This is a genomic window from Pseudomonas sp. X10 (assembly GCF_054889225.1).
Genome location: NZ_CM142677.1, coordinates 5,689,995 through 5,712,414 on the forward strand (window position 1 = coordinate 5,689,995; position 22,420 = coordinate 5,712,414).

Below are 22,420 nucleotides of genomic sequence, written 5' to 3' on the forward strand. Positions count from 1 at the left end.
CGCATGGCGCTGAAATTGTTCATCGATAACGACGTGATCCTGAAGCTGGCCCAGTATGGAATGCTGGAGCATCTTCCAAAGCTTTTTACTCGAAGTGAGACGATCCAGGTGTTGGTTCTGGACTCCGCTCGTTACAAGCTGCTGCCTAAGCAGAACCCGCTCAAGCTGTGTAAAAGCGAGGAAGCTGCCGCCCAGATCTCAACGCTGCTGGGCTTGGCGCATAAGATTTCAGCTTCTGAGGTTGATCTGGGTGTCTTGGAACAACTGAACGCCGTGCCTGGGATCGATGCCGGCGAAGCACTGCTCTTTGCCGCCGCCGCTGCGGATGCTGAGTGCGTCGTGTTGACTGGCGACAAGCGCGCGCTAATTGGACTAAGCGAGCACCATCTCGAAGCGATAGCGCCAAGTTTGAGGTGCAAGATCATTACGCTTGAAGGGCTGATCCAGGGTTTCGTTGAGCTTGACCACTCAGGCACACAACACGCGATCCGCTCCAATCCTGCTGTTGATAAGGCCCTATCAATGGTCTTTGGCGTATCGACCGCTGCAACCGAGGAAACCGTGCAGGCAGGACTGAATTCATATGTCGGGCACATTCGCAAATTGCTGGGAGATATGATTAATAACGGCCCACCTTTTGACTGAGTAGCCACCAGACAGCTTTCAGGTTCTCAAGGTGTACTGATTGATCAGTAAACGCGGCGCTTCATGATCCTTGGATGGGCCCTGCCGGCCGCAGCACAGCAGGGACGATGCAACTGTAGGTCGAGGTGATCGGGCATACCTAACTAGCAAAAAACCTCAAAAACAAAGGCTCGACAGCCGCAGCTGAAGCAGCTCTGGTGTTGCATCTATTGCAATCCCAAGGAGGATCCGGCCCTATCAACCCGGCTTCTTAGGCCTACCTGTGAAATCGATGTACTCAAAAAATGCCTTACTCGTTTCTTGCTCACTAAGTTTTTCAACCACCGGTTTTCGGGTAGACTTTCTTGGAGTGCGAGCGGCCGGCACTTCAATTTGCTGCTGCGCTAACCGTTCGGCCTTGGTCAACGCCGAGTCGAAAACCCTCGCGACCATGCGCTGGTGTCGCTCATCTTTGGTGAATTTTACCACGTTGCTCTTATATGCAGCTGGCAGGTCAAATGGGCATTTCAGGTCAAGTCGAATAGAAGACTGTCCGCTTCCCAATGAATCGGTGTGCAAATCTTCCACATCTTTAGCATTGCTTGTATATGCGGCCGAACGATAAGCGTGCGCGAGATCCGGCTGTTCAATCCAGTTTCGACCATCGTTACGGCACTCTATATATGCCAGGCACAATAACTGTACTGCAAGTCTTTTAATTCCGAAGGTGTAGCGATACAGATCCCCTGCAAAGTCACCAGCCCCCGGCCGGATACAGCCATTGCTAACCCTTACGCACTCTTGAACATAGTCAGCCCATTGCTCACTACCAGGCGGATCTGGCAACATGATGCGAGGTTGAGAGAGCAATCGCTGTTTGTCTTCACTATTACGCCCCAGTAATTTATGCACTAAACTGTAATTACCTGCATATAACGACGGCGGCCCAATCGAAGCCATCGTTACAAGAATTTCTGTAATTTTCGCAGTACCTACGCCCGTATTAAAAAACTGAGTTTCGTCGAGAATTGCGAGTGCGACACCATCTCTGGCGGCTCGCCTTCTAGCCTCTGTTAGGAACTTTTGTCGACTTCCGCTCGGAGGTTCGGATTTACCAAATAGATAGTCCATCAGCAGGCTTTTTCCACTGACTTTTTCTTTCGCGCTGGCATACCAGTGAGACGCCAATTTTATATACCCATCGAAATGGGACGAATAAAACTCCATAGGTTCAGGCATTACTTTTCGAAGCGCAGCAATCGTGCGACTTTTTCCAACTCCTGCTAGTCCAGTTAGGCATATAGGATAAACATCAGCTTCAGGCGGAGTGTAAATTCTAGACACATACTCAACCTCGCTAGCAAATATTTCATCAAAGTGCAACTTTGCTCTACCGACCATCTCTTGGATGAACTGGATTGAAAATTGGTTAGGTAGGAAAATTTCCATGAGCGCCTTTTCCAGAATCGTGGCACCTATTTGAGGTTGATACTCAGTCAATGACAAGACCGGTGCCGGCCTCACGGTTATCCTGTCCCGGATAGCAATGGGGTCCAATGAAGAACTGAAGCGCTCGTGAAGTAGCCCGTTCATTTCGATTTACCCATAAATTTTTTGTAGTCAGCAGTATCACGCTTGACTGCAGCATTTTTTGGAGCCCGCCCGGTTCTGCGTACTCCTGCTCCCCCGTCCTCACCGGTTACTTCCCAAACCCTATCGTTATAGTACGACTGTGCAGCTACACCCTGCGCTAAAAATGCATTTACACTATCACGCTGTAGTTTATTAACAGCTTGTAATTCCCATAGAGAGATGTCGGAGTCACCCTCTAGAGTGCGGATAGACTTGACCATGTCAAGTTCATACAAGCGACCATCAACCTCAATCCAGATGTGCCGTACGCACATGGTAAGAACATATACCTGGGCAGGTATCACACTGGTTTTAGCCACTCTGTCGAAAACACCGGTGGCGACTAGCTCTGGCGATTTATATTTGCGCCCGTAAAAATAGACGGCGTCTTGACGAATGGAGGCCGGATGTTTATCCAAAAAGGTTCTGACCGCAGTATCAAATTGCATTCCAACCGACGAGTCACGTCCTCGACGGCTCCAATAATTCCAGATCCCCAGCGGCGATGGCGTCACGCCCGCAACGTACATCCTTTCGTCCATGCGCCCACTCGCGTTAGATGTGCTGTTATCTTTCAAGACCTGGATGATTTCTCTCTTAGACATCTGAACGAAATTCAACGCACTTTGAAAATAGCCCGGCTGTGCCAAAATCTGCTTATCACGGGGGTGAGAAGACTCAATTGAGGCCTTCGATTGGCCCGAAAAGACTGGAGTTGTCTCAAAGGTTCCCAACCAATTAATTCCCGCTTCAACATCGAATGTCGAGCCAGGACCTCGATCAAAAATAATACTACCTGTGACACCCTCACAGGGCCACTCATCTTTAGTAATTGGGCAACCGAACAACTCGCAAAATTTATCCTTCCTCAAGGCCATCGAGAACAGGCACATGCGGTAAGCGGCCAAGGTTTCCTTACCTTCAGCAAACCCGATGCCGACAATTGCACCGGATAAAACACAAACAGCTCGAACGACACAAAATCCGTCCACAGCACTACCTTCTGTAACGCCGGTTAATTTCTCAGAAACATAGTAACCGTCGAACTCAACAACCTGATTGACGTTCTGTACACGCTCAGAAAAACTTCCGATATCGCCCGACTTTGCCCGTGTAGAGTGTTTCCCACGCACCCCAACTGACCTAGAATTCTCAGTAAAGTGCTTTTCAATACGGTATCGAATCTGAGACTCGGATGGAAATGGAAGTCCCTTGGGGTGAATAAACTTCTTAGTATCACCACTCTTAACCGCAACGCAACCGAAGTCCTTTGTAAGAATTTCACTATATATTCTCGCCTTGGTTTTGTAAGGCGATCTATAGGCTATATACCCAGCAATAATTTTTTTCACCATATCCGCATTGGATGCGTAGCCCTGGTGCTTACCGGCTCGGCCAACTTTACGCTTTCGATTTTGAGCAAGCCTATCCCAAGTACCAATTCTGTGAAGTGGAGGCATCAATGCCCACTTGTTTCTGCCAAAAATGATGTACGTATAAAACCAGAGGCGTAGCCGTGATGCATTTTGTTGAGGCTTTTTTTGCTTGGCGTGCGCATTGATAATGGCATCGGGGTTTTCGCTGGCCAAAATTTCATGATGACGTTGCACTAACTCGGCAATCGCAAAAAACCGCCGGTTCACCTTTACCTCATAGGACTCTTTGATAGAAGAACGTCGACGTTCGAGATCATATATGGCCAAACCCTCAATGGGGCCTAGCCAAGGAGGGTACATCTCTACCTCTCCCAATTCTTCAATCAGCCCTGCCTCGAGGCCCTCTTCAAAATCGATACTGGTAAGCGTGATCAGGGAGGCTGAGAGTTCTTTCCCGTTATCAAAAAAGTGGATCATCCTTGCTCGATTATTGTCAGCATCATTTTTCAGAAGGTAATAGGTGACTCCCTTCGAAAGACTGAGGTATCCACCAGGTGCGATCAGTCGTGCTCCAGTGATCACGAGGCATGCTCCTGAAAGAGTGAGCTATATACGTCCAGCAGGTCGCCGCCATCCGTGTCGAGGGGATGATCGATGAGGAAGGGCTTGAGGAAATTGACGATCAGGCGCCGCTCCCAGATGTCCTGATAAATACGCGCGATAAATTGGTCAGGAGCTCCCCAGCGGGCGCCGTACTCCAAGGCTACGTATGCAACGGGATTGCCGAGCCGCACAGTTTCCGCCACATCTGCGCTGAAATCCCCAAGCAAGGCCGGCGGATGTTTTAGCAGCAAGCCGTGCATAGGGAAGATCAGATCCAGGTTTGCCTGCACGACCTTGGTGATGGTGTCCAGCGAGAGCTGCAGCGTTCTGATACCGGCACTGGAATAGTAGGTGCTCTCGAGCTCAGCACGCTGAAGAGCGTATTCCTGATCGAGCCTCTGCTGGACAGGTGTTTTAGCTTCAGACAAGCGACGCTCTGCAAAGGCGGCATCGCGGTCTTTGATGCTCCAGTTCACCGCATAAGGCGTTCCATCCGCTCGGAGCAGGTAGAGCAGCAAATCACCTTGGTAGGGAAATGGCATCCTGCGCGAAACGCCGTCATGCATGTGTACCGTCACCTCAGCATGCTTGAAGCCCATCTCTTTTGCGATCGTCGTGGTTCCGCGGAGGGGTGGGGGAAAGGTGCCTTTGGCTAGTGGGTGTCCCTTGAGCGGATGAGCGAAATCATACGGCCATAGCATTTTCTGCTCGTGGATATCGATCAAGCCGGGGTGGTACAGAGCGAGTTGGGTGAAGACTCGTTCGGGGCTCGAGAGCGCGTGAACAGCTCGGCCGAGCTTCCGGCTGTTGAGTTGAGTAATACGAGAGTTCTTCGGCGCTTCCCTGGGGACCGCCAGCGTGGACGGGGTGTAGGGGCCCCCCCAGTGAAATCGTCCTTGCCGATACATGATGAGCTCGTATTTTTGCTGCATGTTCATTTAAGCATTCCATTCGTCTCGGCTAAAACTGCCGTCTTGCAGCTGGGGATAAGTACTCAGCTGTACGGCAAGCCCTTGCCTAGCGGGCAGGCGACAAGATTCGAGCTGTGGATAAAGCTCAGCATCTTGTGGATGAACGAAGCCCTGCAGGACTTGACGTCCCGCATGCAAGGGATGGACAATGGGCTGGCAAACGGTGAAATTTGCTTTATCCACAGGGGCCCAAGGTCGCACTTGGGCTTTTGTCCATCTGGCTTCAATAGCTCGCACTACAGAGCTACAACTAGTCAGATCTCATAGACCAACCTCTCTAAGTTCTGTTTAATAGAACTTTCTCTAGGATATTCCGGCCGGACTTCTGATTCCGACTCGATTAACCTTCCTATGCTACTGCTTCTAATTGTCTGATGACAATAGAAAAATTTCGCTCCTTCCTCTCGACTAATAGCGATTCGCGCCACATGAGTGGTGCTAATTACATTTAAGAATTTAAAACATACTTTCTATTCACTTATTTGCCTTCTAACGCAAAGCACTCATCTAGTATGATTTCTATCTAGCTTCCGAGTTGAAGTCATGCTTAATGAATACGGCTGTGTACTGCGTTGGCTTTCAGATGAGACGTTTTTTAGTATCTGCAGCCGCCAGCATATCTTTCAAGGAAATATCAAATCAGCTTCTACAACAGCGTGGTTGTTCGATGGTGATAAGGCTGGCGTTGCTCATGATTTCCCATTCAATCTTGATGCATTACAAGGGGAGATCAAGGCAACATGGGGGGATGCAACTTCAATCATTCTTGATCACACAATCTTGCCGCTCTTCTTTCCCTTCCAGTCCCGAGCGCACGTGGAAGAGGTAATCGAGGCTCTCAGAAGCCCAAGATTAGGATCGCTGAAATACCGATTGGGGCTACTCACTGGCCGCTTCGGTGCTGAGCATCCACTTAAGGCCTGCAGTGCCTGCATGATTTCAGATCGCTCGGCTTGCGGAGTTGCCTACTGGCATCTGACTCATCAGTATCCTGGAATTGTACTTTGCCCTATACATCATTTACCTCTCCGAGAAAGCACTAAAAACCGTCAGTGGTCCGGCCGATTTCAGTGGTTACTGCCGGATGAAGACGTCTTGGCTCCCGAGAGTAGCCTCGAGCTTACAGACCATGAAATACAATCCCTCGAAGGCTTGGGACAAGGGATATTGCAGCTTGCAAATTACGGATTTGGAAAGAGTTTCAATCCCGATACTGTCAGCCGGACTTATCGGTATGCCCTATCCCGGCGAGCAGATCACGAGCAGGACCAAGCAGGCTGTGGCGAGTCATTCGCACGCTACACGACACTCCTACAGCGTCATCCTCCTCTGACATCGCTGCCGACGACAGGCGCCGGTGCAGCGGCTCTGCTTGGACAGCTTACCCGTTCACCACGAGGCTACTGCCATCCCCTCAAGCACTTGATCCTGATTTCATGGCTCTTCGGGTCATTGGACCTGTTCGTCTCTATGTATGATCAGCAAGCGAAAGCGGAGTGCTCAGACTCAGTCCCCTCGCTACCGATTGAGTCCAGAATAAAAAACGGCGTCCTTCAAAAAAAGCCACCTACTCGAGGCACTCTAAAATTCCGCAGACCGAAAATTCTGAAAGACCCCATCCGGTTATCGATACTAGAAAGACTCGCGGATGGCGCGGACAAAAAATCGATTTGCTCTGACTTCAACATCAGCATTTCTACAGTCAATAAGTTAATTAGCAGCGAACCTGCTATTCGTGAGAGTTGGGAAAACCAAAGGAAACTCTCTTTGCTCATTAAATATAGAATGACTTGGCTTTCTACAACAGAGCGCTTACCCGACGCGGGGGTAAAACGAATTCGCTCAAAGATCCCTCATATTTATGCCTGGCTATATCGTAATGACCTTCAGTGGCTTCAGGGTCTGATTGATACGATTCCAAAAGAGCGGTATGGGAATAACTCTAAGGTGGATTGGTTAGAGCGTGACCGTCAAATGTCCGAAGCTATCAAGGCTTCATTCAATACCGGCACTGAGGTTTGGATCAGCAAGGTAGATTTGAACCTACGGTTTCCTGGCTTAGCGCAGGCCTTACAACATGACAAACATTACCCACTCACTAAACTTCTTGTGCGCCAACTCACCGGCAAGCAATGTAAAAAGGTCGGTGATGTATGTGAAGAGCTGCCAGAGCAGAGATTCTCTGGTTCTCCATCCTCAGGCGTCACTGCTGAGGCACCGCTTACCCGTGAGCATGATACTTGAGCTGATCGATCCGCTTGAACGTCTCGTACAGAGAAATCATGTCGCCTTGGGCCATGACTTCTAGCGGCGAACGCCCTTCAAAAAAGGCATTGCCGTTCTGCAAACGGGGGAAGCTTGTGACATTCGCCTGGTTGGTGAACACCTCGCGAAGTGACGCGTGCATGCCAAGCACTAGCCCAATTCGTTGCTGCTGGTCTTGGTCTAGCCTCCGCACTGCACCTGGATCAGCTGCAGCCCTGCGCAACGTCGACGGAGAAATCCGAAGTATTTTGCAGGCCTGATCAGGCGAGGCCTGCCAGGCGCTGATGATTCGGAGCGCAGCCTTCAGGCCCACCGACGCTTGCTCTTGAGTAAGTAGCTGGTCGCTCATCGTTCTCTCCGATACCCTACTCAGCTCAGTCTACATCTGCCGCACTCGGCGTGTAAGCGATGGGGCACACGCTACAGCCTACGAGTCCTCACCAGGGGAACTCCAGGAAGAGCCATTACCGTTACAGGGTTCAACTGGTAGCCCTTGCTCTTGGTATGCTCGAGGTTGCAGCACGGGTAGATCTTCTGCCGGCGCCTGTAGATGCCGTCATGGCTCTGGTCTTCTGCGGATAGTGGGCTGGACTGTGGGCAAGACCAGATGCCCACCCCGTGTTCATACCTCTCCTCGACGAAGTTCGCCGACTCAACGCCTCCCGCGCGGTAGCTGCTCCACAGCGACTCAATTGGTCGTGCAGCGCCTATGATCGAACTCATGTCGTGGGCAAATCCATCACAGCGTTCATAAACCCTCACGAGCGCGGCACTTATCTGAGCATTGATGCCGGCAACAACGGGGGCACTAGTTTTCAACCGTGCCGACTCGAGAACGTGCGTCAGTGCAGTCAGTTCCTCATAGGCTGACTGCACTTGAACTGCTGACTCTCCCTGCAGGTCCTCAAGAAGAGCACCGGCTCTCCTGAGAGCTATGCGAACTGCACCGTCATCTGGAATGTGTTGAGGCGAGGTGCAGAGGTGGTGATAGAGCACGGCACGGCGCAATGCTGCTGGATCTTCATTCACCTCTGAAGACGCTGATGCTAGATGCCGGTCACCGCATTTCTTCCACATTACATCCAGGTCATGTCCCATGCGCGTGAATGGCCGGGTGCAATACGGACAACGACTTTGCAAGACCACATTGTGCTTGTGGCAGACGTTTACGTATGGAGCACCGTAGCGGCGCCAGTAGGAAAAACCCAGTGACTCAAGATCTTCCCGGACGCACTCTGGACAGAATGCCGCTTCCCACTCGCTGAACCGCTCGCCCTCGGAGACATACTGCTGGCCTGAGTACGAGTGGTCCCAGTGACCTTTGAAGACATGCGTCGCAGCCATCATCGTATGGCCTTGAAGCAGCCGGTTGAAGCCGTAGCATCCAGGCCATCCAAGTGCCTCTGCAAGGCCCTTTACCTCAATCGTTTTGAGCACATGTCGCGTCGCGAGCTTGTCGAAGATCCCCATGTTGCCCGCACGCCAGTTGAGGTGCAGGTTACGTCTGACGTACGAGGCGAGCGATTCATCGGGTTGGATTTGGAGAGGCATGGATGAGCGTCGACACAGGGTTGCGGTGAGCGCAACAGCTGAAAGGAGGTGCGCAACGAAGAAGGGAGCCGGTTAAGGCTCCCTCCGTCAGCGACAGTTTTTATTGCGGTGCGACAGTTTTAATTCTCAGAAACCAGTTTAATTCCCAAAATCTACGACTTATTCCACAGTCACCGATTTCGCCAGGTTACGCGGCTGGTCGACGTCGGTGCCCTTGAGTACGGCCACGTAGTACGACAGCAGTTGCAGCGGGATGGTGTAGAGGATCGGCGCCAGGGCATCGACAATGTGCGGCATATTGATCACATGGGTGCCTTCACCGTTGCTCATGCCCGCTTGCTTGTCAGCGAACACCACCAGCTCACCGCCGCGGGCGCGGACTTCCTGTAGGTTGGACTTGAGCTTCTCCAACAGTTCATTGTTCGGCGCCACGGTGACCACCGGCATGTCGCTGTCGACCAGCGCCAGCGGGCCATGCTTGAGCTCGCCCGCCGGGTAGGCTTCGGCGTGGATGTAGGATATTTCCTTGAGCTTGAGCGCCCCCTCCATGGCCACCGGGAACTGTGCCCCACGGCCCAGGAACAAGGTGTGGTGCTTGTCGGCGAACAGCTCGGCCGTCTTCTCGACAATCGAGTCCATCGCCAACGCCTCGCCCAAACGAGCCGGCAAGCGGCGCAGTTCCTCGACCAACTCGGCTTCGACACCGGCCTCGAGGGTGCCACGTACTTGGCCCAAGGCCAGGGTCAGCAGCATCAACGAAACCAGCTGGGTGGTGAAGGCCTTGGTCGAGGCTACACCGATTTCCGGGCCGGCCAAGGTCAGCAAGGTCAGGTCGGATTCGCGTACCAGCGAGCTGATGCCCACGTTGCAGATCGCCAGGCTGCCCAGGAAGCCCAGCTCCTTGGCATTGCGCAAGGCGGCCAGGGTATCGGCGGTCTCGCCGGACTGGGAGATAGAGACGAACAGGGTATCGGGTTGCACCACCACTTTGCGGTAACGGAATTCGCTGGCCACTTCCACCTGGCAAGGGATGCCTGCCAAGCCTTCCAGCCAGTACCGGGCTACCATGCCTGCATGGTAGCTGGTACCACAGGCAACAATCTGCACATTACGGACCTTGGCGAACAGCTCGGCAGCCTGCGGGCCGAAGGCCTGAACCATGACATGATCCTTGCCCAGGCGGCCTTCCAGAGTGCGCTGCACCACGGTGGGCTGCTCGTGGATTTCCTTGAGCATGAAGTGGCGGTAAGTGCCCTTGTCGGCAGCTTCTGCGCCTTCGTGGTACTGCACCGCCTCACGCTGTACCTGCTGGCCAGCCTGGTCCCAGATGGTCACTTGGTCACGGCGGATCTCAGCGATATCGCCCTCTTCCAGGTACATGAAGCGGTCGGTGACCTGGCGCAGCGCCAGTTGGTCGGAGGCCAGGAAATTCTCGCCATGGCCAAGACCGATCACCAATGGGCTGCCGCTGCGCGCCGCCACCAGGCGGTCCGGTTGTTTCGCGCTGATCACCGCTAGGCCGTAGGCGCCATGCAGTTGCTTGACCGTCGCCTTCAGGGCATCGGCCAGGTTCGGCACGGTTTTCAGGGTATGGTGGATCAGGTGGACGATGACCTCGGTGTCGGTCTCCGACTCGAACACGTAACCCAGGTCCTTGAGCTCTTCACGCAGGGCTTCGTGGTTCTCGATGATGCCGTTGTGCACCACCGCGACGTCGTGGCCCGAGAAGTGCGGGTGGGCATTGCCCTCAGTCGGCGCGCCATGGGTTGCCCAACGGGTGTGAGCGATGCCCAGCTGGCCAGCGAGGGGTTCGGCCGCGACCGCTGCTTCCAGCTCGCTGACTTTGCCAATGCGGCGGCGGCGTTCCAATTGGCCCTGCTGGGTATAGACCGCCAGGCCGGCGCTGTCGTAACCGCGGTATTCCAGGCGCTTGAGGCCTTCGATGAGGATAGTTGTGATATTGCGCTCAGCAACGGCACCGACGATTCCACACATAGAGAGTTGCTCCTAGCTGATAGCGGCGCAGATCAAGTTGATGCCGCGGGCTTGAATGTGTTCGCGTACCTCGGCAGGCAAGCGTTCATCTGTAATCAGGGTGTTCACGCTGCTCCAAGGCAGCTCGACGTTCGGGATCTTTCGCCCGACCTTGTCGGACTCGACCATCACGATCACCTCACGGGCCGCTTCCGCCATGACCCGGCTCAGGCCGAGCAGTTCGTTGAAGGTCGTCGTACCGCGCTCCAGGTCGATGCCGTCGGCACCGATGAAGAGTTGGTCGAAATCGTAAGAGCGTAGTACCTGCTCGGCGACCTGACCCTGGAACGACTCCGAATGCGGGTCCCAGGTGCCTCCCGTCATCAGCAGCACCGGTTCGTGCTCCAGTTCGCTCAGGGCGCGGGCGACATTCAGCGAATTGGTCATGACCACCAGGCCTGGCTGATGCCCCAGCTCGGGAATCATTGCCGCAGTGGTGCTGCCACTGTCGATGATAATCCGGGCATGCTCGCGGATGCGGCCTACCGCCGCCCGCGCGATCGCCTGTTTGTAGAGGGACACTGGTTGAGCCGGGTCGCTGATCAGCTCCTGCGGCATGGTCACCGCCCCACCATAGCGGCGCAGCAACAAGCCATTGGCTTCCAGCGCAGCGAGATCCTTGCGGATGGTCACTTCCGAGGTTTCGAAACGCTTGGCCAATGCGTCGACACTCACCTCGCCCTGTTCATTGAGCAGAGCCAGGATGTTATGGCGGCGTTGTGGAGTGTTACGTTTCGACATGGCGCTTTAAGTTTCGATTCGAAAGATAATGATTGCAATCAAAACCTAAAGTACGCATCTCGTCAAGCTGAACAGACAAATCTCGAATGTGGATAACTTGATCCACAGGGCTTGGCAGCGGCGCAAAGAAAAAGCCGACTTATTCACATAAGTCGGCTTTTTAGGTTCGGCTGTGGATAGCTTATTGCTTCTTCAGCTTCTCTGGCCGCTTCCAACCGTCGATGTTGCGTTGGCGGGCACGCGCAACAGCCAGCTGCTTGACCTCGACAGCCTGGGTAATGGTCGAACCCGCCGCAGTGGTCGCGCCCGCCTGGATTTCCACAGGCGCGACCAACGAGTTGTTGGAGCCGATGAAGACATCCTCGCCCAGTACGGTCTTGAACTTGTTGGCACCGTCATAGTTGCAGGTAATGGTGCCAGCGCCAATATTGGTGCGGGCACCGACTTCAGCATCGCCCAGGTATGTCAGATGTCCGGCCTTGGCACCCTCGCCGAGGTGGGCGTTCTTCAGTTCGACAAAGTTACCCACATGGGCGCGGGCTTCCAGTACGCTGCCAGGACGCAGGCGGGCGAATGGGCCCGCATCGCTGCCTTCACCCAGCACCGCGCCTTCCAGGTGGCTATTGGCCTTGACCACCACCCCCTTGCGCAAGGTGCTGTTCTTGATGACGCAATTCGGTCCAATCTGTACATCGTCCTCGATGATCACCGTGCCCTCGAGAATGACGTTGATATCGATCAGTACATCGCGACCAACCCTCACCTCGCCACGCACATCGAAACGCGCCGGATCTCGCAGGGTCACGCCTTGGGCCATCAAGCGACGCCCCTCACGCAGCTGGTAGTGGCGCTCGAGCTCAGCCAGTTGGCGACGGTCGTTGGCACCCTGCACTTCCATCGGGTCCTGCGGCTGTTCGGTGGCAACCACCAGACCGTCGCCCACCGCCATCGCAATCACGTCGGTCAGGTAGTACTCGCCCTGCGCATTGTCGTTGGACAGGCGGCCAAGCCAGTCGGCAAGACGCGCTGCTGGCACCGCGAGAATACCGGTATTGCCTTCCTTGATGGCTTTCTGTGCTTCGCTAGCGTCTTTGTGCTCGACGATCGCCGCCACCTGGCCCTTTTCATCGCGAACTATGCGTCCGTAGCCGGTTGGATCATCAAGGTTGACGGTGAGCAGCCCCAGTTGCTCGGCGCTGACCTTGGCCAGCAACCGTTGCAAGGTCTCTACTTCGATCAGTGGCACATCACCGTAGAGGATCAGTACGGTATCGGCACTCAAGGCTGGCAGCGCCTGGGCTACGGCATGGCCGGTGCCGAGTTGTTTATCCTGGAGCACGAAATTCAGATCATCAGCGGCCAGACGCTCGCGCACCAGCTCAGCGCCGTGGCCTATGACCACGTGGATACCCTGGGGCTGCAACTGACGCGCAGTATGAATAACGTGGCCAAGCATGGAGTTGCCAGCAACGGGGTGCAGGACCTTGGGCAGCGCGGAACGCATGCGAGTCCCTTGGCCTGCGGCGAGAATAACGATATCGAGTGACATTGACTGGCTACCAATCCTGGGCGGTCAGCGAAAATGACCGGAAGATGAATGACGAAAAAAGAAAAAGGGTAGCCGATGGCTACCCCTTTTCTCAATCTGCCTGAAGCGAACGGTATCAGCCGCCGTACTTCTTGCGGATCTGCTGGACGGTGCGCAGCTGGGCTGCGGCCTCGGCCAGGCGTGCGGACGCGGCACTGTAGTCGAAATCCGCGCCTTTTTCATGCAGGGCCTTCTCGGCGGCCTTGACGGCATCCTGAGCGGAAGCCTCGTCCAGGTCTGCAGCACGTTGCACGGTATCGGCAAGCACCTTGACCATGTTCGGCTGCACTTCGAGGAAACCACCGGAGATGTAGAACACCTCACGGTCGCCACCCTGCTTGGTCAGCGTGATCGGACCCGGCTTGAGATTGGTGATCAGCGGCGCGTGGCCTGGGGCGATGCCAAGATCACCCAGGTTACCGTGCGCAACTACCATCTCGACCAGACCGGAGAAAATTTCCCCTTCCGCACTGACGATATCGCAATGGACTGTCATAGCCATCTGCTTGCCTCAACCTGGTTAGCGCCCCTTGCGGGGCGCCTGGATTACAGTTTCTTGGCTTTCTCGATCGCTTCGTCGATGCTGCCGACCATGTAGAACGCCTGCTCTGGCAGGTGGTCGTAATCACCCTTGAGGATGCCGCTGAAGCCAGCGATAGTGTCTTTCAGCGAAACGTACTTGCCTGGCGAGCCAGTGAAGACTTCGGCCACGAAGAACGGCTGGGACAGGAAGCGCTGGATCTTACGAGCACGGGCAACCAGTTGCTTGTCGGTTTCGGACAGTTCGTCCATACCGAGGATCGCAATGATGTCCTTCAGCTCTTTGTAACGCTGCAGCACGTACTGAACGCCACGAGCGGTCTCGTAGTGCTCGACGCCGATCACGTTCGGGTCCAGCTGACGGGAAGTCGAGTCCAGTGGGTCGACCGCTGGGTAGATACCCAGGGAGGCGATGTCACGGGACAGTACGACAGTGGCGTCCAAGTGGGCGAAGGTGGTCGCTGGCGACGGGTCGGTCAAGTCGTCCGCAGGTACGTATACGGCCTGGATCGAGGTGATCGAACCTTCCTTGGTGGAGGTGATGCGCTCTTGCAGAACGCCCATCTCTTCAGCCAGGGTCGGCTGGTAACCTACTGCCGAAGGCATACGGCCCAGCAGTGCGGATACTTCGGTACCGGCCAGGGTGTAACGGTAGATGTTGTCGACGAACAGCAGAACGTCGTTACCTTCGTCACGGAACTTCTCAGCCATGGTCAGACCGGTCAGCGCTACGCGCAGACGGTTTCCTGGTGGCTCGTTCATCTGACCGTAGACCAGGGCAACCTTGTCCAGAACGTTGGAATCCTTCATCTCGTGGTAGAAGTCGTTACCCTCACGAGTACGCTCACCCACACCGGCGAACACGGAATAACCGCTGTGCTCGATGGCGATGTTACGGATCAGTTCCATCATGTTTACGGTCTTACCGACACCGGCACCACCGAACAGACCAACCTTACCACCCTTGGCGAACGGGCAAACCAGGTCGATAACCTTGATGCCGGTTTCCAGCAGGTCGTTGCCGCCTGCCTGGTCAGCGAAGGAAGGAGCGTCGCGGTGGATACCCCAGCGCTCTTCTTCACCGATTGGGCCGGCTTCGTCGATCGGGTTACCGAGGACGTCCATGATACGGCCCAGGGTCGCTTTACCGACTGGTACGGAAATGGCTGCGCCCGTGTCGGAAACGTCCAGACCGCGCTTCAAGCCTTCGGTCGAGCCCATCGCAATAGTACGAACCACGCCGTCGCCCAGCTGCTGCTGAACTTCCAGGGTGGTTTCCGCGCCTTGAACTTTCAGCGCGTTATAAACACTCGGCACGGCGTCGCGTGGGAATTCCACGTCGATGACGGCGCCGATGATCTGAACGATACGTCCGCTACTCATAGCTGGATCCTCTGAATATTTGAACCGTTAAACCGCGGCAGCGCCGCCGACGATTTCCGAGATCTCCTGGGTGATCGCAGCCTGACGCGCCTTGTTGTAGATCAGCTGGAGGTCGCTGATCAGGTCACCGGCGTTGTCTGTGGCATTCTTCATGGCGATCATCCGGGCAGCCTGTTCGGCCGCGTTGTTCTCGACCACCGCCTGGTAGACCTGCGACTCCACGTAACGCACCATCAAGCCGTCCAGCAGCTCCTTGGCGTCAGGTTCGTAGAGGTAGTCCCAGTGGTGCTTGAGTTCTTGATCCGGGGTTGCCACCAACGGTACCAACTGCTCGACCGTCGGTTGTTGCGTCATGGTATTGATGAACTTGTTCGACACCACGGACAGGCGGTCGATACGACCGTCCAGGTAAGCGTCCAGCATGACCTTGACGCTGCCGATCAGATCATTGATCGACGGCTCTTCGCCCAGGTGGCTGATCGCTGCAACGACGTTACCGCCGAAGCTGCGGAAAAACGCCGCACCCTTGCTGCCGACTACGCACAGGTCGATTTCGATACCCTGCTCGCGGTTGGCATTCATGTCCTTGACCAGGGCCTTGAACAGGTTGGTGTTCAAGCCACCGCACAGACCACGGTCACTGCTCACTACGACATAACCGACGCGCTTTACATCACGCTCGATCATGAACGGGTGGCGGTATTCCGGGTTGGCGTTGGCCAGATGACCGATCACCTGGCGGATACGCTCCGCATAAGGACGGCTAGCAGCCATGCGCATTTGAGCCTTGCGCATCTTGCTGACCGCCACTTTTTCCATGGCGCTGGTAATTTTTTGCGTGCTTTTGATGCTCGCAATCTTACTGCGAATCTCTTTTGCGCCTGCCATGTATCACCTATCAGGTTAGCAAGCGGGGGCCAGAAACCCCCACCGCGGCTTACCAGGTTTGGGTGGCCTTGAACTTCTCGATACCGGCTTTGATGCCAGCGTCGATTTCGTCGTTGAAGTCACCCTTCACGTTGATCTTGGCCATCAGTTCGGCGTGATCACGATTGAAGTAGGCGATCAGCGCTTGTTCGAAGCTACCGACCTTGGCGATTTCAACGTCGGTCAGGAACCCACGCTCAGCGGCATACAGCGACAGCGCCATGTCCGCGATGGACATTGGAGCGTATTGCTTCTGCTTCATCAGCTCGGTAACACGTTGACCGTGCTCGAGCTGCTTGCGGGTGGCTTCGTCCAGGTCAGAAGCGAACTGGGCGAATGCAGCCAGTTCACGGTACTGAGCCAGGGCGGTACGGATACCACCAGAGAGCTTCTTGATGATCTTGGTCTGAGCGGCACCACCTACGCGGGATACCGAAACACCGGCGTTCACTGCTGGGCGGATGCCCGAGTTGAACATGGCCGATTCCAGGAAGATCTGACCGTCGGTGATGGAAATCACGTTGGTCGGAACGAACGCGGAAACGTCGCCAGCCTGGGTTTCGATGATCGGCAGCGCGGTCAGGGAACCGGTTTTGCCAGTTACAGCGCCGTTGGTGAACTTCTCGACGTACTCTTCGGAAACGCGCGATGCACGCTCCAGCAGACGGGAGTGGAGATAGAACACGTCGCCTGGGTACGCTTCACGTCCTGGTGGACGGCGCAGCAGCAGGGAGATCTGACGATAAGCAACGGCCTGCTTGGACAGGTCATCGTATACGATCAGCGCGTCTTCACCGCGGTCACGGAAGAACTCGCCCATGGTGCAACCGGCGTATGGCGCCAGGAATTGCAGAGCGGCGGATTCCGAAGCACTGGCAACCACCACGATGGTGTTGGCCAGGGCGCCGTTTTCTTCCAGCTTGCGAACGATGTTGGCAACGGTGGAACGCTTTTGGCCGACGGCTACATAAACACAGAAAATACCGCTGTCTTTCTGGTTGATGATGGCGTCAACCGCCATGGCGGTCTTACCGATCTGACGGTCACCAATGATCAGCTCACGCTGGCCACGGCCGACCGGGATCATGGCGTCGACGGACTTGTAGCCAGTCTGTACAGGCTGGTCTACCGACTTACGCCAGATCACTCCCGGAGCAACTTTCTCGACCGCGTCGGTCTCGGTGTTGCCCAGTGGGCCTTTGCCGTCGATTGGGTTACCCAGTGCGTCGACAACGCGACCCAGCAGTTCCTTACCAACCGGAACTTCGAGGATGCGGCCAGTGCACTTGGCGCTCATGCCTTCGGCGAGGGTGTCGTATGCGCCCAGTACTACCGCACCAACGGAGTCTTGCTCCAGGTTGAGGGCCATACCGTACACGCCACCCGGAAACTCGATCATTTCGCCGTACATGACGTCGGCCAGACCGTGGATCCGCACGATACCGTCAGAAACGCTGACGACGGTACCTTCGTTGCGGGCTTGAGAGGCGACATCGAGATTGTCGATGCGGCCCTTGATGATTTCACTAATTTCGGAAGGATTGAGTTGCTGCATTGCTCTGCTGCCCCTTCAAACTCAAGATTTCAATGCTTCGGCCAGTTTCGCGATCTTGCCGCGAACGGAGCCATCGATTACCAGGTCGCCGGCGCGGATCACGACGCCGCCGATCAGGCTGGCATCCTCCGACGCATGCAGGCGCACTTCCCGGCTGAGCCGTGCACTGAGAACCTTGGCGAGTTTGTCTTGCTGTTCTTGGTTCAACGCAAAAGCACTGGTGACTTCCACGTCCACGGACTTTTCCTGCTCGGCCTTGTACAGGTCGAACAAAGCCGAAATCTCCGGCAACAGCAGGAGACGGCCATTTTCCGCGGCAACATGAATGAAATTCTGTGCCTGTGCATCGAACTTGTCACCGCACACTTCAATGAAAGCGGCGGCCTTTTCTGCGCTCGTCAGTCGCGGGGCCTTGAGCAGGCGCTGCATGGTGTCGTCTTTCGACACCGCAGCAGCCAGGCCGAGCATGGCTGACCAATTGGCCAGCTGCTGATGGGCCTGGGCATGCTCAAAGGCAGCCTTAGCGTAAGGTCGGGCCAACGTGGTCAGTTCTGCCATGATCGCCCTCGCTTAAATTTCAGCGGCCAGTTTGTTAACCAGCTCCGCATGCGCGTTTTGATCGATTGTGGCGCCAAGGATCTTTTCAGCACCGTTGACGGCCAGGCTACCCACTTGGGCGCGCAGCGCGTCTTTGACGCCGTTCAGTTCCTGTTCGATCTCGGCCTGAGCCTGAGCCTTCACACGGTCAGCTTCGACGCGGGCCTGGTCACGGGCTTCCTCGACGATCTGAGCACCGCGTTTCTTTGCTTGCTCAATGATTTCGGCTGCCTGGGCCTTCGCTTCACGCAGTTGCTGACCCGCTTTATCTTGGGCCAGCTCCAGGTCGCGAGCTGCTCGGTTGGCAGCGTCCAGTCCATCCGCGATCTTTTTCTGGCGTTCTTGCAAAGCCGTGATGACCGGAGGCCACACGAACTTCATGCAGAACAGCACAAAGATTAAGAACGCAACGGACTGGCCAATCAGGGTTGCATTAATATTCACGCCAACACCTCGCTCGTTCTTTGTCCATCACACCAATCAACTCGAATGATCGAGTGATTAGCCAGCGATCTGACCAACGAAGGGGTTCGCGAAGGTGAAGAACAGAGCGATACCAACACCGATCATGGTTACGGCGTCGAGCAGACCGGCAACGATGAACATCTTCACTTGCAGCATTGGAACCATTTCTGGCTGGCGAGCAGCACCTTCCAGGAACTTGCCGCCCAGCAGGCCGAAACCAATGGCGGTGCCCAGAGCACCCAGACCGATCAGCAGAGCAACAGCGATAGCGGTAAGACCAACTACAGTTTCCATCTTTCCTCCCGACTTTTACGTCGTATTGGTTAGGTTTTTAGTTTGAAGCGGTAAAACAAATCGTTTTGTACAACTGCCCTTGCGGACTTTTTCAGCCCTCCCCCAAGACCGGCGGGAAGGCTATCAGACACGCCAGGCGGTCTTAATGGTTATCTTCGTGAGCCATCGACAGGTAGACGATGGTGAGCATCATGAAGATGAATGCTTGCAGGGTGATGATCAGGATGTGGAACACAGCCCACGCCCACTGCAGCACCACGCCCAGGCCGCTGAGCCAGAGCAGGCCGGCACCGAACATCACCGCGATCAGGATGAACACCAGTTCGCCGGCGTACATGTTGCCGAACAGACGCAGGGCCAACGAGATCGGTTTGGCGATCAGGGTGACGAATTCGAGCAGGAAGTTCACCGGGATCAGCAGGATCTGAACGAAGATGTTCTTGCTGCCGAACGGGTGCAGGGTCAGTTCACCGAGGAAGCCGCCCAGCCCCTTGACCTTGATGCTGTAGAAGATGATCAACGCGAACACGCAGAAGGCCATGGCCAGGGTCGCGTTCGGGTCGGTGGTCGATACGGCACGGAACGGAATGTGCGGATCGCCAGAGATCAGGATGGCCAGCTGAGGAATCCAGTCGACCGGAACCAGGTCGACGGCGTTCATCAGGAACACCCAGACGAAGATGGTCAGGGCCAACGGGGCAATGACCGCGCTGCGGCCGTGGAAGGAGTCCTTGACGCTACCGTTGACGAACTCGACCAGCACCTCTACGAAGTTCTGCAGGCCGCCAGGCTGACCGGAGGTCGCCTTCTTCGCCGCCATGCGGAACAGGAAGATGAAGATCAGACCCAATGCGAAGGACCAACCCAGGGTGTCCACGTGGAACGCCCAGAAGCCCATTTCTTTGGCTTCTGCGGCAGAGTGGGCAAAGCCCCATGTGCCGTCTGGTAGTTGACCGTAGGTCAGGTTCTGCAAGTGGTGCTGGATATAGCCCGAAGCGGTTTCTGCTGCCATGGTTGCCTCAAACGCCCTAAGGTCTCGAAAGTCTTGTATTCATCAGCAGGGGCGCGAACCAGCTGACCAGTAGGGTCAGCAGGAAGACGCCGAAGACTGCTAACGGCGCCAGTGGCTTCACTCCTGCGAAGGTCAGTGCGAACAGCACTGCCGTCAAAATCAATTTGCCTGCCTCGCCTGCGTAAAACGACTTGACGATGGCCTGCGCTGCCCTGGCCCCGCTATAGCGAAAAGCCTTCCAGGCGAAATACACATTGGGCAGCCAGGCAATCAACCCTCCACAGAGGCCTGAATATCCGCTGACCGCGCCTTGCCACTGCCACAACACCAAAGTTGCCAGCAGAAACACGATACATTGAGCCAGCAGTACCGGAAAAACCGCCCAGCGATGGAAAGGCAAGCGGTTTGGCGTGCGGGTTTCCATCACAACTGCTCCTCGAAAGTCGACCCTCAAGTCAGCAACGACTTGGCATAATTTGTGCCGACAAAATGCGCGCAGAGTATAGGGGTGCTTTAACCCCTATTCAACTATTGGGTAGTGATTTCCGACTGCGCGCTACAACGGGAATTGTTTCAGCGAATGTGAGCAAGGACGCCTTGCAACTCATCGAGCGAGTTGTAGCGAATAACCAATTGTCCTTTGCCTTTGTTGCCATGACGTATCTGTACCGACGAGCCCAGGCGCTCTGCGAGACGCTGTTCAAGGCGGGTGATATCCGGATCAGGTTTGGCTGGTTCGACCGGATCAGGTTTGCCATTGAGCCATTGGCGCACCAATGCCTCAGTCTGGCGCACGGTCAGACCACGTGCGACAACATGACGCGCCCCCTCGACCTGCTGTTCTTCCGCCAGCCCGAGCAAGGCGCGGGCGTGGCCCATCTCCAGGTCGCCATGGGCAAGCATGGTCTTGATCTCCTCCGGCAGCGAGATCAGGCGCAGCAGGTTGGCCACGGTAACCCGCGACTTGCCGACGGCATCGGCCACCTGCTGCTGGGTCAATTCGAACTCCTGCTGCAGGCGCTGAAGCGCCAGGGCCTCCTCCAGGGGATTGAGATCCTCGCGCTGGATGTTTTCGATCAGCGCCATGGCGATGGCGGCCTCGTCCGGCACTTCACGGACCATTGCCGGGATGGTGTCCAGGCCGGCCTGCTGGGTCGCGCGCCAGCGCCGCTCGCCAGCGATGATCTCGTAGCGGTTTTCGCCGATCGGACGAACCACGATCGGTTGCATCACACCCTGGCTGCGGATCGAGTGGGCGAGTTCTTCCAGGGCTTGCGGGTCCATGTCGCGGCGCGGCTGGTACTTGCCGCGCTCGATGAGCTCGACCGGCAGGTGTTGCAGTTCCTTCTGGTCGGCCCTGACAGCCTGCTCTTGGAGCGTGCTGACGGTAGGACCACTGAGCAGTGCATCCAACCCACGTCCGAGACCCCGTTTCTTAACGGCCATGCGGATTCCTTAAGTTGTTTGTGCAGTGCGTGATTGACGGCGTTGACGGCGCACCAGTTCCCCGGCCAGGGCAAGATAGGCCAATGCGCCACGCGATTGCTTGTCGTAGGCCAAGGCAGGCATACCGAAGCTTGGCGCCTCAGCCAGACGGATATTGCGCGGAATCACCGTGTCGTACAGCTGGTTGCCGAAATGTTCCTTGAGCTGTGCGGATACATCGTTGTTCAGGCTCAGGCGAGGGTCGTACATGGTCCGCAGCAGACCTTCGATCTTCAGCTCCGGATTGAGCCGCGCAGCGATGCGCTTGATGTTATCCACAAGGTCGCTCAAACCTTCCAGTGCGTAGTACTCGCACTGCATGGGGATAATTACGCCATCGGCAGCGACCAGGGCATTGAGGGTCAGCATCGACAGCGAAGGTGGGCAATCGATAAGGATGTAGTCGTAGTTGTCGCGGATCGGCGCCAGCGCGGTGCGTAGGCGGCTCTCTTTCATCTGCATTTCCAGCAGCACCACTTCCGCGGCAGTCAGGTCGCGGTTGGCCGGCAGCAGTTGGTAGCCGCCGTGCTCGGAGAAGTGCATGGCCTGGGTCAGGTCGCATTCACCGATCAACAGGTCATAGACCGAATGTTCCAGGACGTGTTTATCCACACCACTGCCCATAGTGGCGTTGCCCTGTGGATCGAGATCGATCAGCAGCACGCGTCGCTTGGTCGCAACCAGCGATGCGGCGAGATTGATACAGGTGGTGGTCTTGCCCACACCACCTTTCTGGTTCGCGATTGCGAATACCTTAGCCATTGTTGCGTGTGTTCC

General features: G+C 55.8%; 21 protein-coding genes. 2 read left to right on the plus strand and 19 right to left on the minus strand.

The window, feature by feature from the left end:
- The first annotated feature begins 3 nt into the window (after positions 1-3).
- Positions 4-645 carry a hypothetical protein gene (locus ACYU03_RS25955; RefSeq protein WP_461887453.1) on the plus strand — a complete coding sequence of 214 codons (642 nt, stop codon included), beginning with the start codon at positions 4-6 and terminating at the stop codon, positions 643-645.
- Positions 646-882: 237 nt separating this feature from the next.
- Here ACYU03_RS25955 and ACYU03_RS25960 read toward each other — a convergent pair whose 3' ends face one another.
- From ACYU03_RS25960 to ACYU03_RS25970, 3 genes are all read right to left on the minus strand, one after another.
- The gene (locus ACYU03_RS25960; protein ID WP_461887454.1) at positions 883-2,073 is read right to left on the minus strand and encodes an AAA family ATPase; all 1,191 of its coding nucleotides are present in this window, start codon (positions 2,071-2,073) and stop codon (positions 883-885) included.
- Between the two features lie 140 nt (positions 2,074-2,213).
- Entirely contained in the window at positions 2,214-4,214 is a 2,001-nt protein-coding gene (locus ACYU03_RS25965; protein WP_461887455.1) for a transposase, read from the minus strand.
- Entirely contained in the window at positions 4,211-5,173 is a 963-nt protein-coding gene (locus ACYU03_RS25970; RefSeq protein WP_461887456.1) for a PDDEXK family nuclease, read from the minus strand. The genes ACYU03_RS25965 and ACYU03_RS25970 overlap by 4 nt, the downstream gene beginning before the upstream one ends.
- A 576-nt stretch (positions 5,174-5,749) precedes the next feature.
- Here ACYU03_RS25970 and ACYU03_RS25975 point away from each other — a divergent pair.
- Complete coding sequence (locus ACYU03_RS25975) at positions 5,750-7,450, plus strand: TnsD family Tn7-like transposition protein (RefSeq protein ID WP_461887457.1); 1,701 nt, start codon at positions 5,750-5,752, stop codon at positions 7,448-7,450.
- Here the strand turns inward: ACYU03_RS25975 and ACYU03_RS25980 are convergent.
- The 16 genes from ACYU03_RS25980 to ACYU03_RS26055 all read right to left on the minus strand — a co-directional run bounded on the left by ACYU03_RS25980 (position 7,428) and on the right by ACYU03_RS26055 (position 22,405).
- A complete protein-coding gene (locus ACYU03_RS25980) occupies positions 7,428-7,820 on the minus strand; it encodes an antitoxin Xre-like helix-turn-helix domain-containing protein (RefSeq protein ID WP_461887458.1) in 393 nt (130 codons plus the stop codon). The genes ACYU03_RS25975 and ACYU03_RS25980 overlap by 23 nt on opposite strands.
- A gap of 71 nt (positions 7,821-7,891) precedes the next feature.
- Positions 7,892-9,022 carry a TniQ family protein gene (locus tag ACYU03_RS25985; RefSeq protein ID WP_461887459.1) on the minus strand — a complete coding sequence of 377 codons (1,131 nt, stop codon included), beginning with the start codon at positions 9,020-9,022 and terminating at the stop codon, positions 7,892-7,894.
- Positions 9,023-9,181: 159 nt separating this feature from the next.
- Positions 9,182-11,017, minus strand: coding sequence for a glutamine--fructose-6-phosphate transaminase (isomerizing) (glmS, locus tag ACYU03_RS25990; RefSeq protein ID WP_461887460.1), 1,836 nt, complete (start codon positions 11,015-11,017; stop codon positions 9,182-9,184).
- Between the two features lie 12 nt (positions 11,018-11,029).
- A complete protein-coding gene (locus tag ACYU03_RS25995) occupies positions 11,030-11,797 on the minus strand; it encodes a DeoR/GlpR family DNA-binding transcription regulator (RefSeq protein ID WP_461887461.1) in 768 nt (255 codons plus the stop codon).
- Between the two features lie 181 nt (positions 11,798-11,978).
- Entirely contained in the window at positions 11,979-13,346 is a 1,368-nt protein-coding gene (gene glmU / locus ACYU03_RS26000) for a bifunctional UDP-N-acetylglucosamine diphosphorylase/glucosamine-1-phosphate N-acetyltransferase GlmU (protein ID WP_461887462.1), read from the minus strand.
- Between the two features lie 115 nt (positions 13,347-13,461).
- Positions 13,462-13,887: a F0F1 ATP synthase subunit epsilon gene (locus ACYU03_RS26005; protein WP_461887463.1), complete on the minus strand. Its 426-nt coding sequence runs from the start codon at positions 13,885-13,887 to the stop codon at positions 13,462-13,464.
- Positions 13,888-13,931: 44 nt separating this feature from the next.
- Positions 13,932-15,308 (minus strand): F0F1 ATP synthase subunit beta, encoded by a 1,377-nt coding sequence (gene atpD, locus ACYU03_RS26010; protein WP_461887464.1) that lies wholly within the window; start codon positions 15,306-15,308, stop codon positions 13,932-13,934.
- Positions 15,309-15,335: 27 nt separating this feature from the next.
- Complete coding sequence (atpG, locus tag ACYU03_RS26015) at positions 15,336-16,196, minus strand: F0F1 ATP synthase subunit gamma (RefSeq protein ID WP_461887465.1); 861 nt, start codon at positions 16,194-16,196, stop codon at positions 15,336-15,338.
- A 49-nt stretch (positions 16,197-16,245) separates the two neighbouring features.
- The gene (gene atpA / locus ACYU03_RS26020; RefSeq protein ID WP_461887466.1) at positions 16,246-17,790 is read right to left on the minus strand and encodes a F0F1 ATP synthase subunit alpha; all 1,545 of its coding nucleotides are present in this window, start codon (positions 17,788-17,790) and stop codon (positions 16,246-16,248) included.
- Positions 17,791-17,811: 21 nt separating this feature from the next.
- Positions 17,812-18,348: a F0F1 ATP synthase subunit delta gene (locus ACYU03_RS26025; RefSeq protein WP_461887467.1), complete on the minus strand. Its 537-nt coding sequence runs from the start codon at positions 18,346-18,348 to the stop codon at positions 17,812-17,814.
- A 12-nt stretch (positions 18,349-18,360) separates the two neighbouring features.
- On the minus strand, positions 18,361-18,831 hold the full coding sequence (locus ACYU03_RS26030; protein WP_461887468.1) for a F0F1 ATP synthase subunit B: 471 nt from the start codon (positions 18,829-18,831) through the stop codon (positions 18,361-18,363).
- 57 nt (positions 18,832-18,888) lie between these two features.
- Positions 18,889-19,146 (minus strand): F0F1 ATP synthase subunit C, encoded by a 258-nt coding sequence (gene atpE / locus ACYU03_RS26035; RefSeq protein ID WP_003097235.1) that lies wholly within the window; start codon positions 19,144-19,146, stop codon positions 18,889-18,891.
- Between the two features lie 142 nt (positions 19,147-19,288).
- The gene (atpB, locus tag ACYU03_RS26040) at positions 19,289-20,158 is read right to left on the minus strand and encodes a F0F1 ATP synthase subunit A (protein ID WP_461887469.1); all 870 of its coding nucleotides are present in this window, start codon (positions 20,156-20,158) and stop codon (positions 19,289-19,291) included.
- Between the two features lie 16 nt (positions 20,159-20,174).
- A complete protein-coding gene (locus tag ACYU03_RS26045; RefSeq protein WP_461887470.1) occupies positions 20,175-20,582 on the minus strand; it encodes a F0F1 ATP synthase subunit I in 408 nt (135 codons plus the stop codon).
- A 149-nt stretch (positions 20,583-20,731) separates the two neighbouring features.
- Positions 20,732-21,604, minus strand: a complete 873-nt coding sequence (locus ACYU03_RS26050; RefSeq protein WP_461887471.1) for a ParB/RepB/Spo0J family partition protein — start codon at positions 21,602-21,604, stop codon at positions 20,732-20,734.
- Between the two features lie 9 nt (positions 21,605-21,613).
- Complete coding sequence (locus tag ACYU03_RS26055; RefSeq protein WP_461887472.1) at positions 21,614-22,405, minus strand: ParA family protein; 792 nt, start codon at positions 22,403-22,405, stop codon at positions 21,614-21,616.
- Positions 22,406-22,420: the final 15 nt, after the last annotated feature.

Coding starts and splice junctions, on each gene's coding strand:
- atpG (WP_461887465.1), bottom strand. CDS start 16,196: ATGGCAGGCGCAAAAGAGATTCGCAGTAAGATTGCGAGCATCAAAAGC.
- glmU (WP_461887462.1), bottom strand. CDS start 13,346: ATGTCACTCGATATCGTTATTCTCGCCGCAGGCCAAGGGACTCGCATG.
- ACYU03_RS26025 (WP_461887467.1), bottom strand. CDS start 18,348: ATGGCAGAACTGACCACGTTGGCCCGACCTTACGCTAAGGCTGCCTTT.
- atpB (WP_461887469.1), bottom strand. CDS start 20,158: ATGGCAGCAGAAACCGCTTCGGGCTATATCCAGCACCACTTGCAGAAC.
- ACYU03_RS25960 (WP_461887454.1), bottom strand. CDS start 2,073: ATGGAAATTTTCCTACCTAACCAATTTTCAATCCAGTTCATCCAAGAG.
- ACYU03_RS25985 (WP_461887459.1), bottom strand. CDS start 9,022: ATGCCTCTCCAAATCCAACCCGATGAATCGCTCGCCTCGTACGTCAGA.
- ACYU03_RS26055 (WP_461887472.1), bottom strand. CDS start 22,405: ATGGCTAAGGTATTCGCAATCGCGAACCAGAAAGGTGGTGTGGGCAAG.
- atpE (WP_003097235.1), bottom strand. CDS start 19,146: ATGGAAACTGTAGTTGGTCTTACCGCTATCGCTGTTGCTCTGCTGATC.
- ACYU03_RS25970 (WP_461887456.1), bottom strand. CDS start 5,173: ATGAACATGCAGCAAAAATACGAGCTCATCATGTATCGGCAAGGACGA.
- ACYU03_RS25995 (WP_461887461.1), bottom strand. CDS start 11,797: ATGTCGAAACGTAACACTCCACAACGCCGCCATAACATCCTGGCTCTG.
- glmS (WP_461887460.1), bottom strand. CDS start 11,017: ATGTGTGGAATCGTCGGTGCCGTTGCTGAGCGCAATATCACAACTATC.
- ACYU03_RS26050 (WP_461887471.1), bottom strand. CDS start 21,604: ATGGCCGTTAAGAAACGGGGTCTCGGACGTGGGTTGGATGCACTGCTC.
- ACYU03_RS26045 (WP_461887470.1), bottom strand. CDS start 20,582: ATGGAAACCCGCACGCCAAACCGCTTGCCTTTCCATCGCTGGGCGGTT.
- atpA (WP_461887466.1), bottom strand. CDS start 17,790: ATGCAGCAACTCAATCCTTCCGAAATTAGTGAAATCATCAAGGGCCGC.
- ACYU03_RS25980 (WP_461887458.1), bottom strand. CDS start 7,820: ATGAGCGACCAGCTACTTACTCAAGAGCAAGCGTCGGTGGGCCTGAAG.
- atpD (WP_461887464.1), bottom strand. CDS start 15,308: ATGAGTAGCGGACGTATCGTTCAGATCATCGGCGCCGTCATCGACGTG.
- ACYU03_RS25955 (WP_461887453.1), top strand. CDS start 4: ATGGCGCTGAAATTGTTCATCGATAACGACGTGATCCTGAAGCTGGCC.
- ACYU03_RS25975 (WP_461887457.1), top strand. CDS start 5,750: ATGCTTAATGAATACGGCTGTGTACTGCGTTGGCTTTCAGATGAGACG.
- ACYU03_RS26005 (WP_461887463.1), bottom strand. CDS start 13,887: ATGGCTATGACAGTCCATTGCGATATCGTCAGTGCGGAAGGGGAAATT.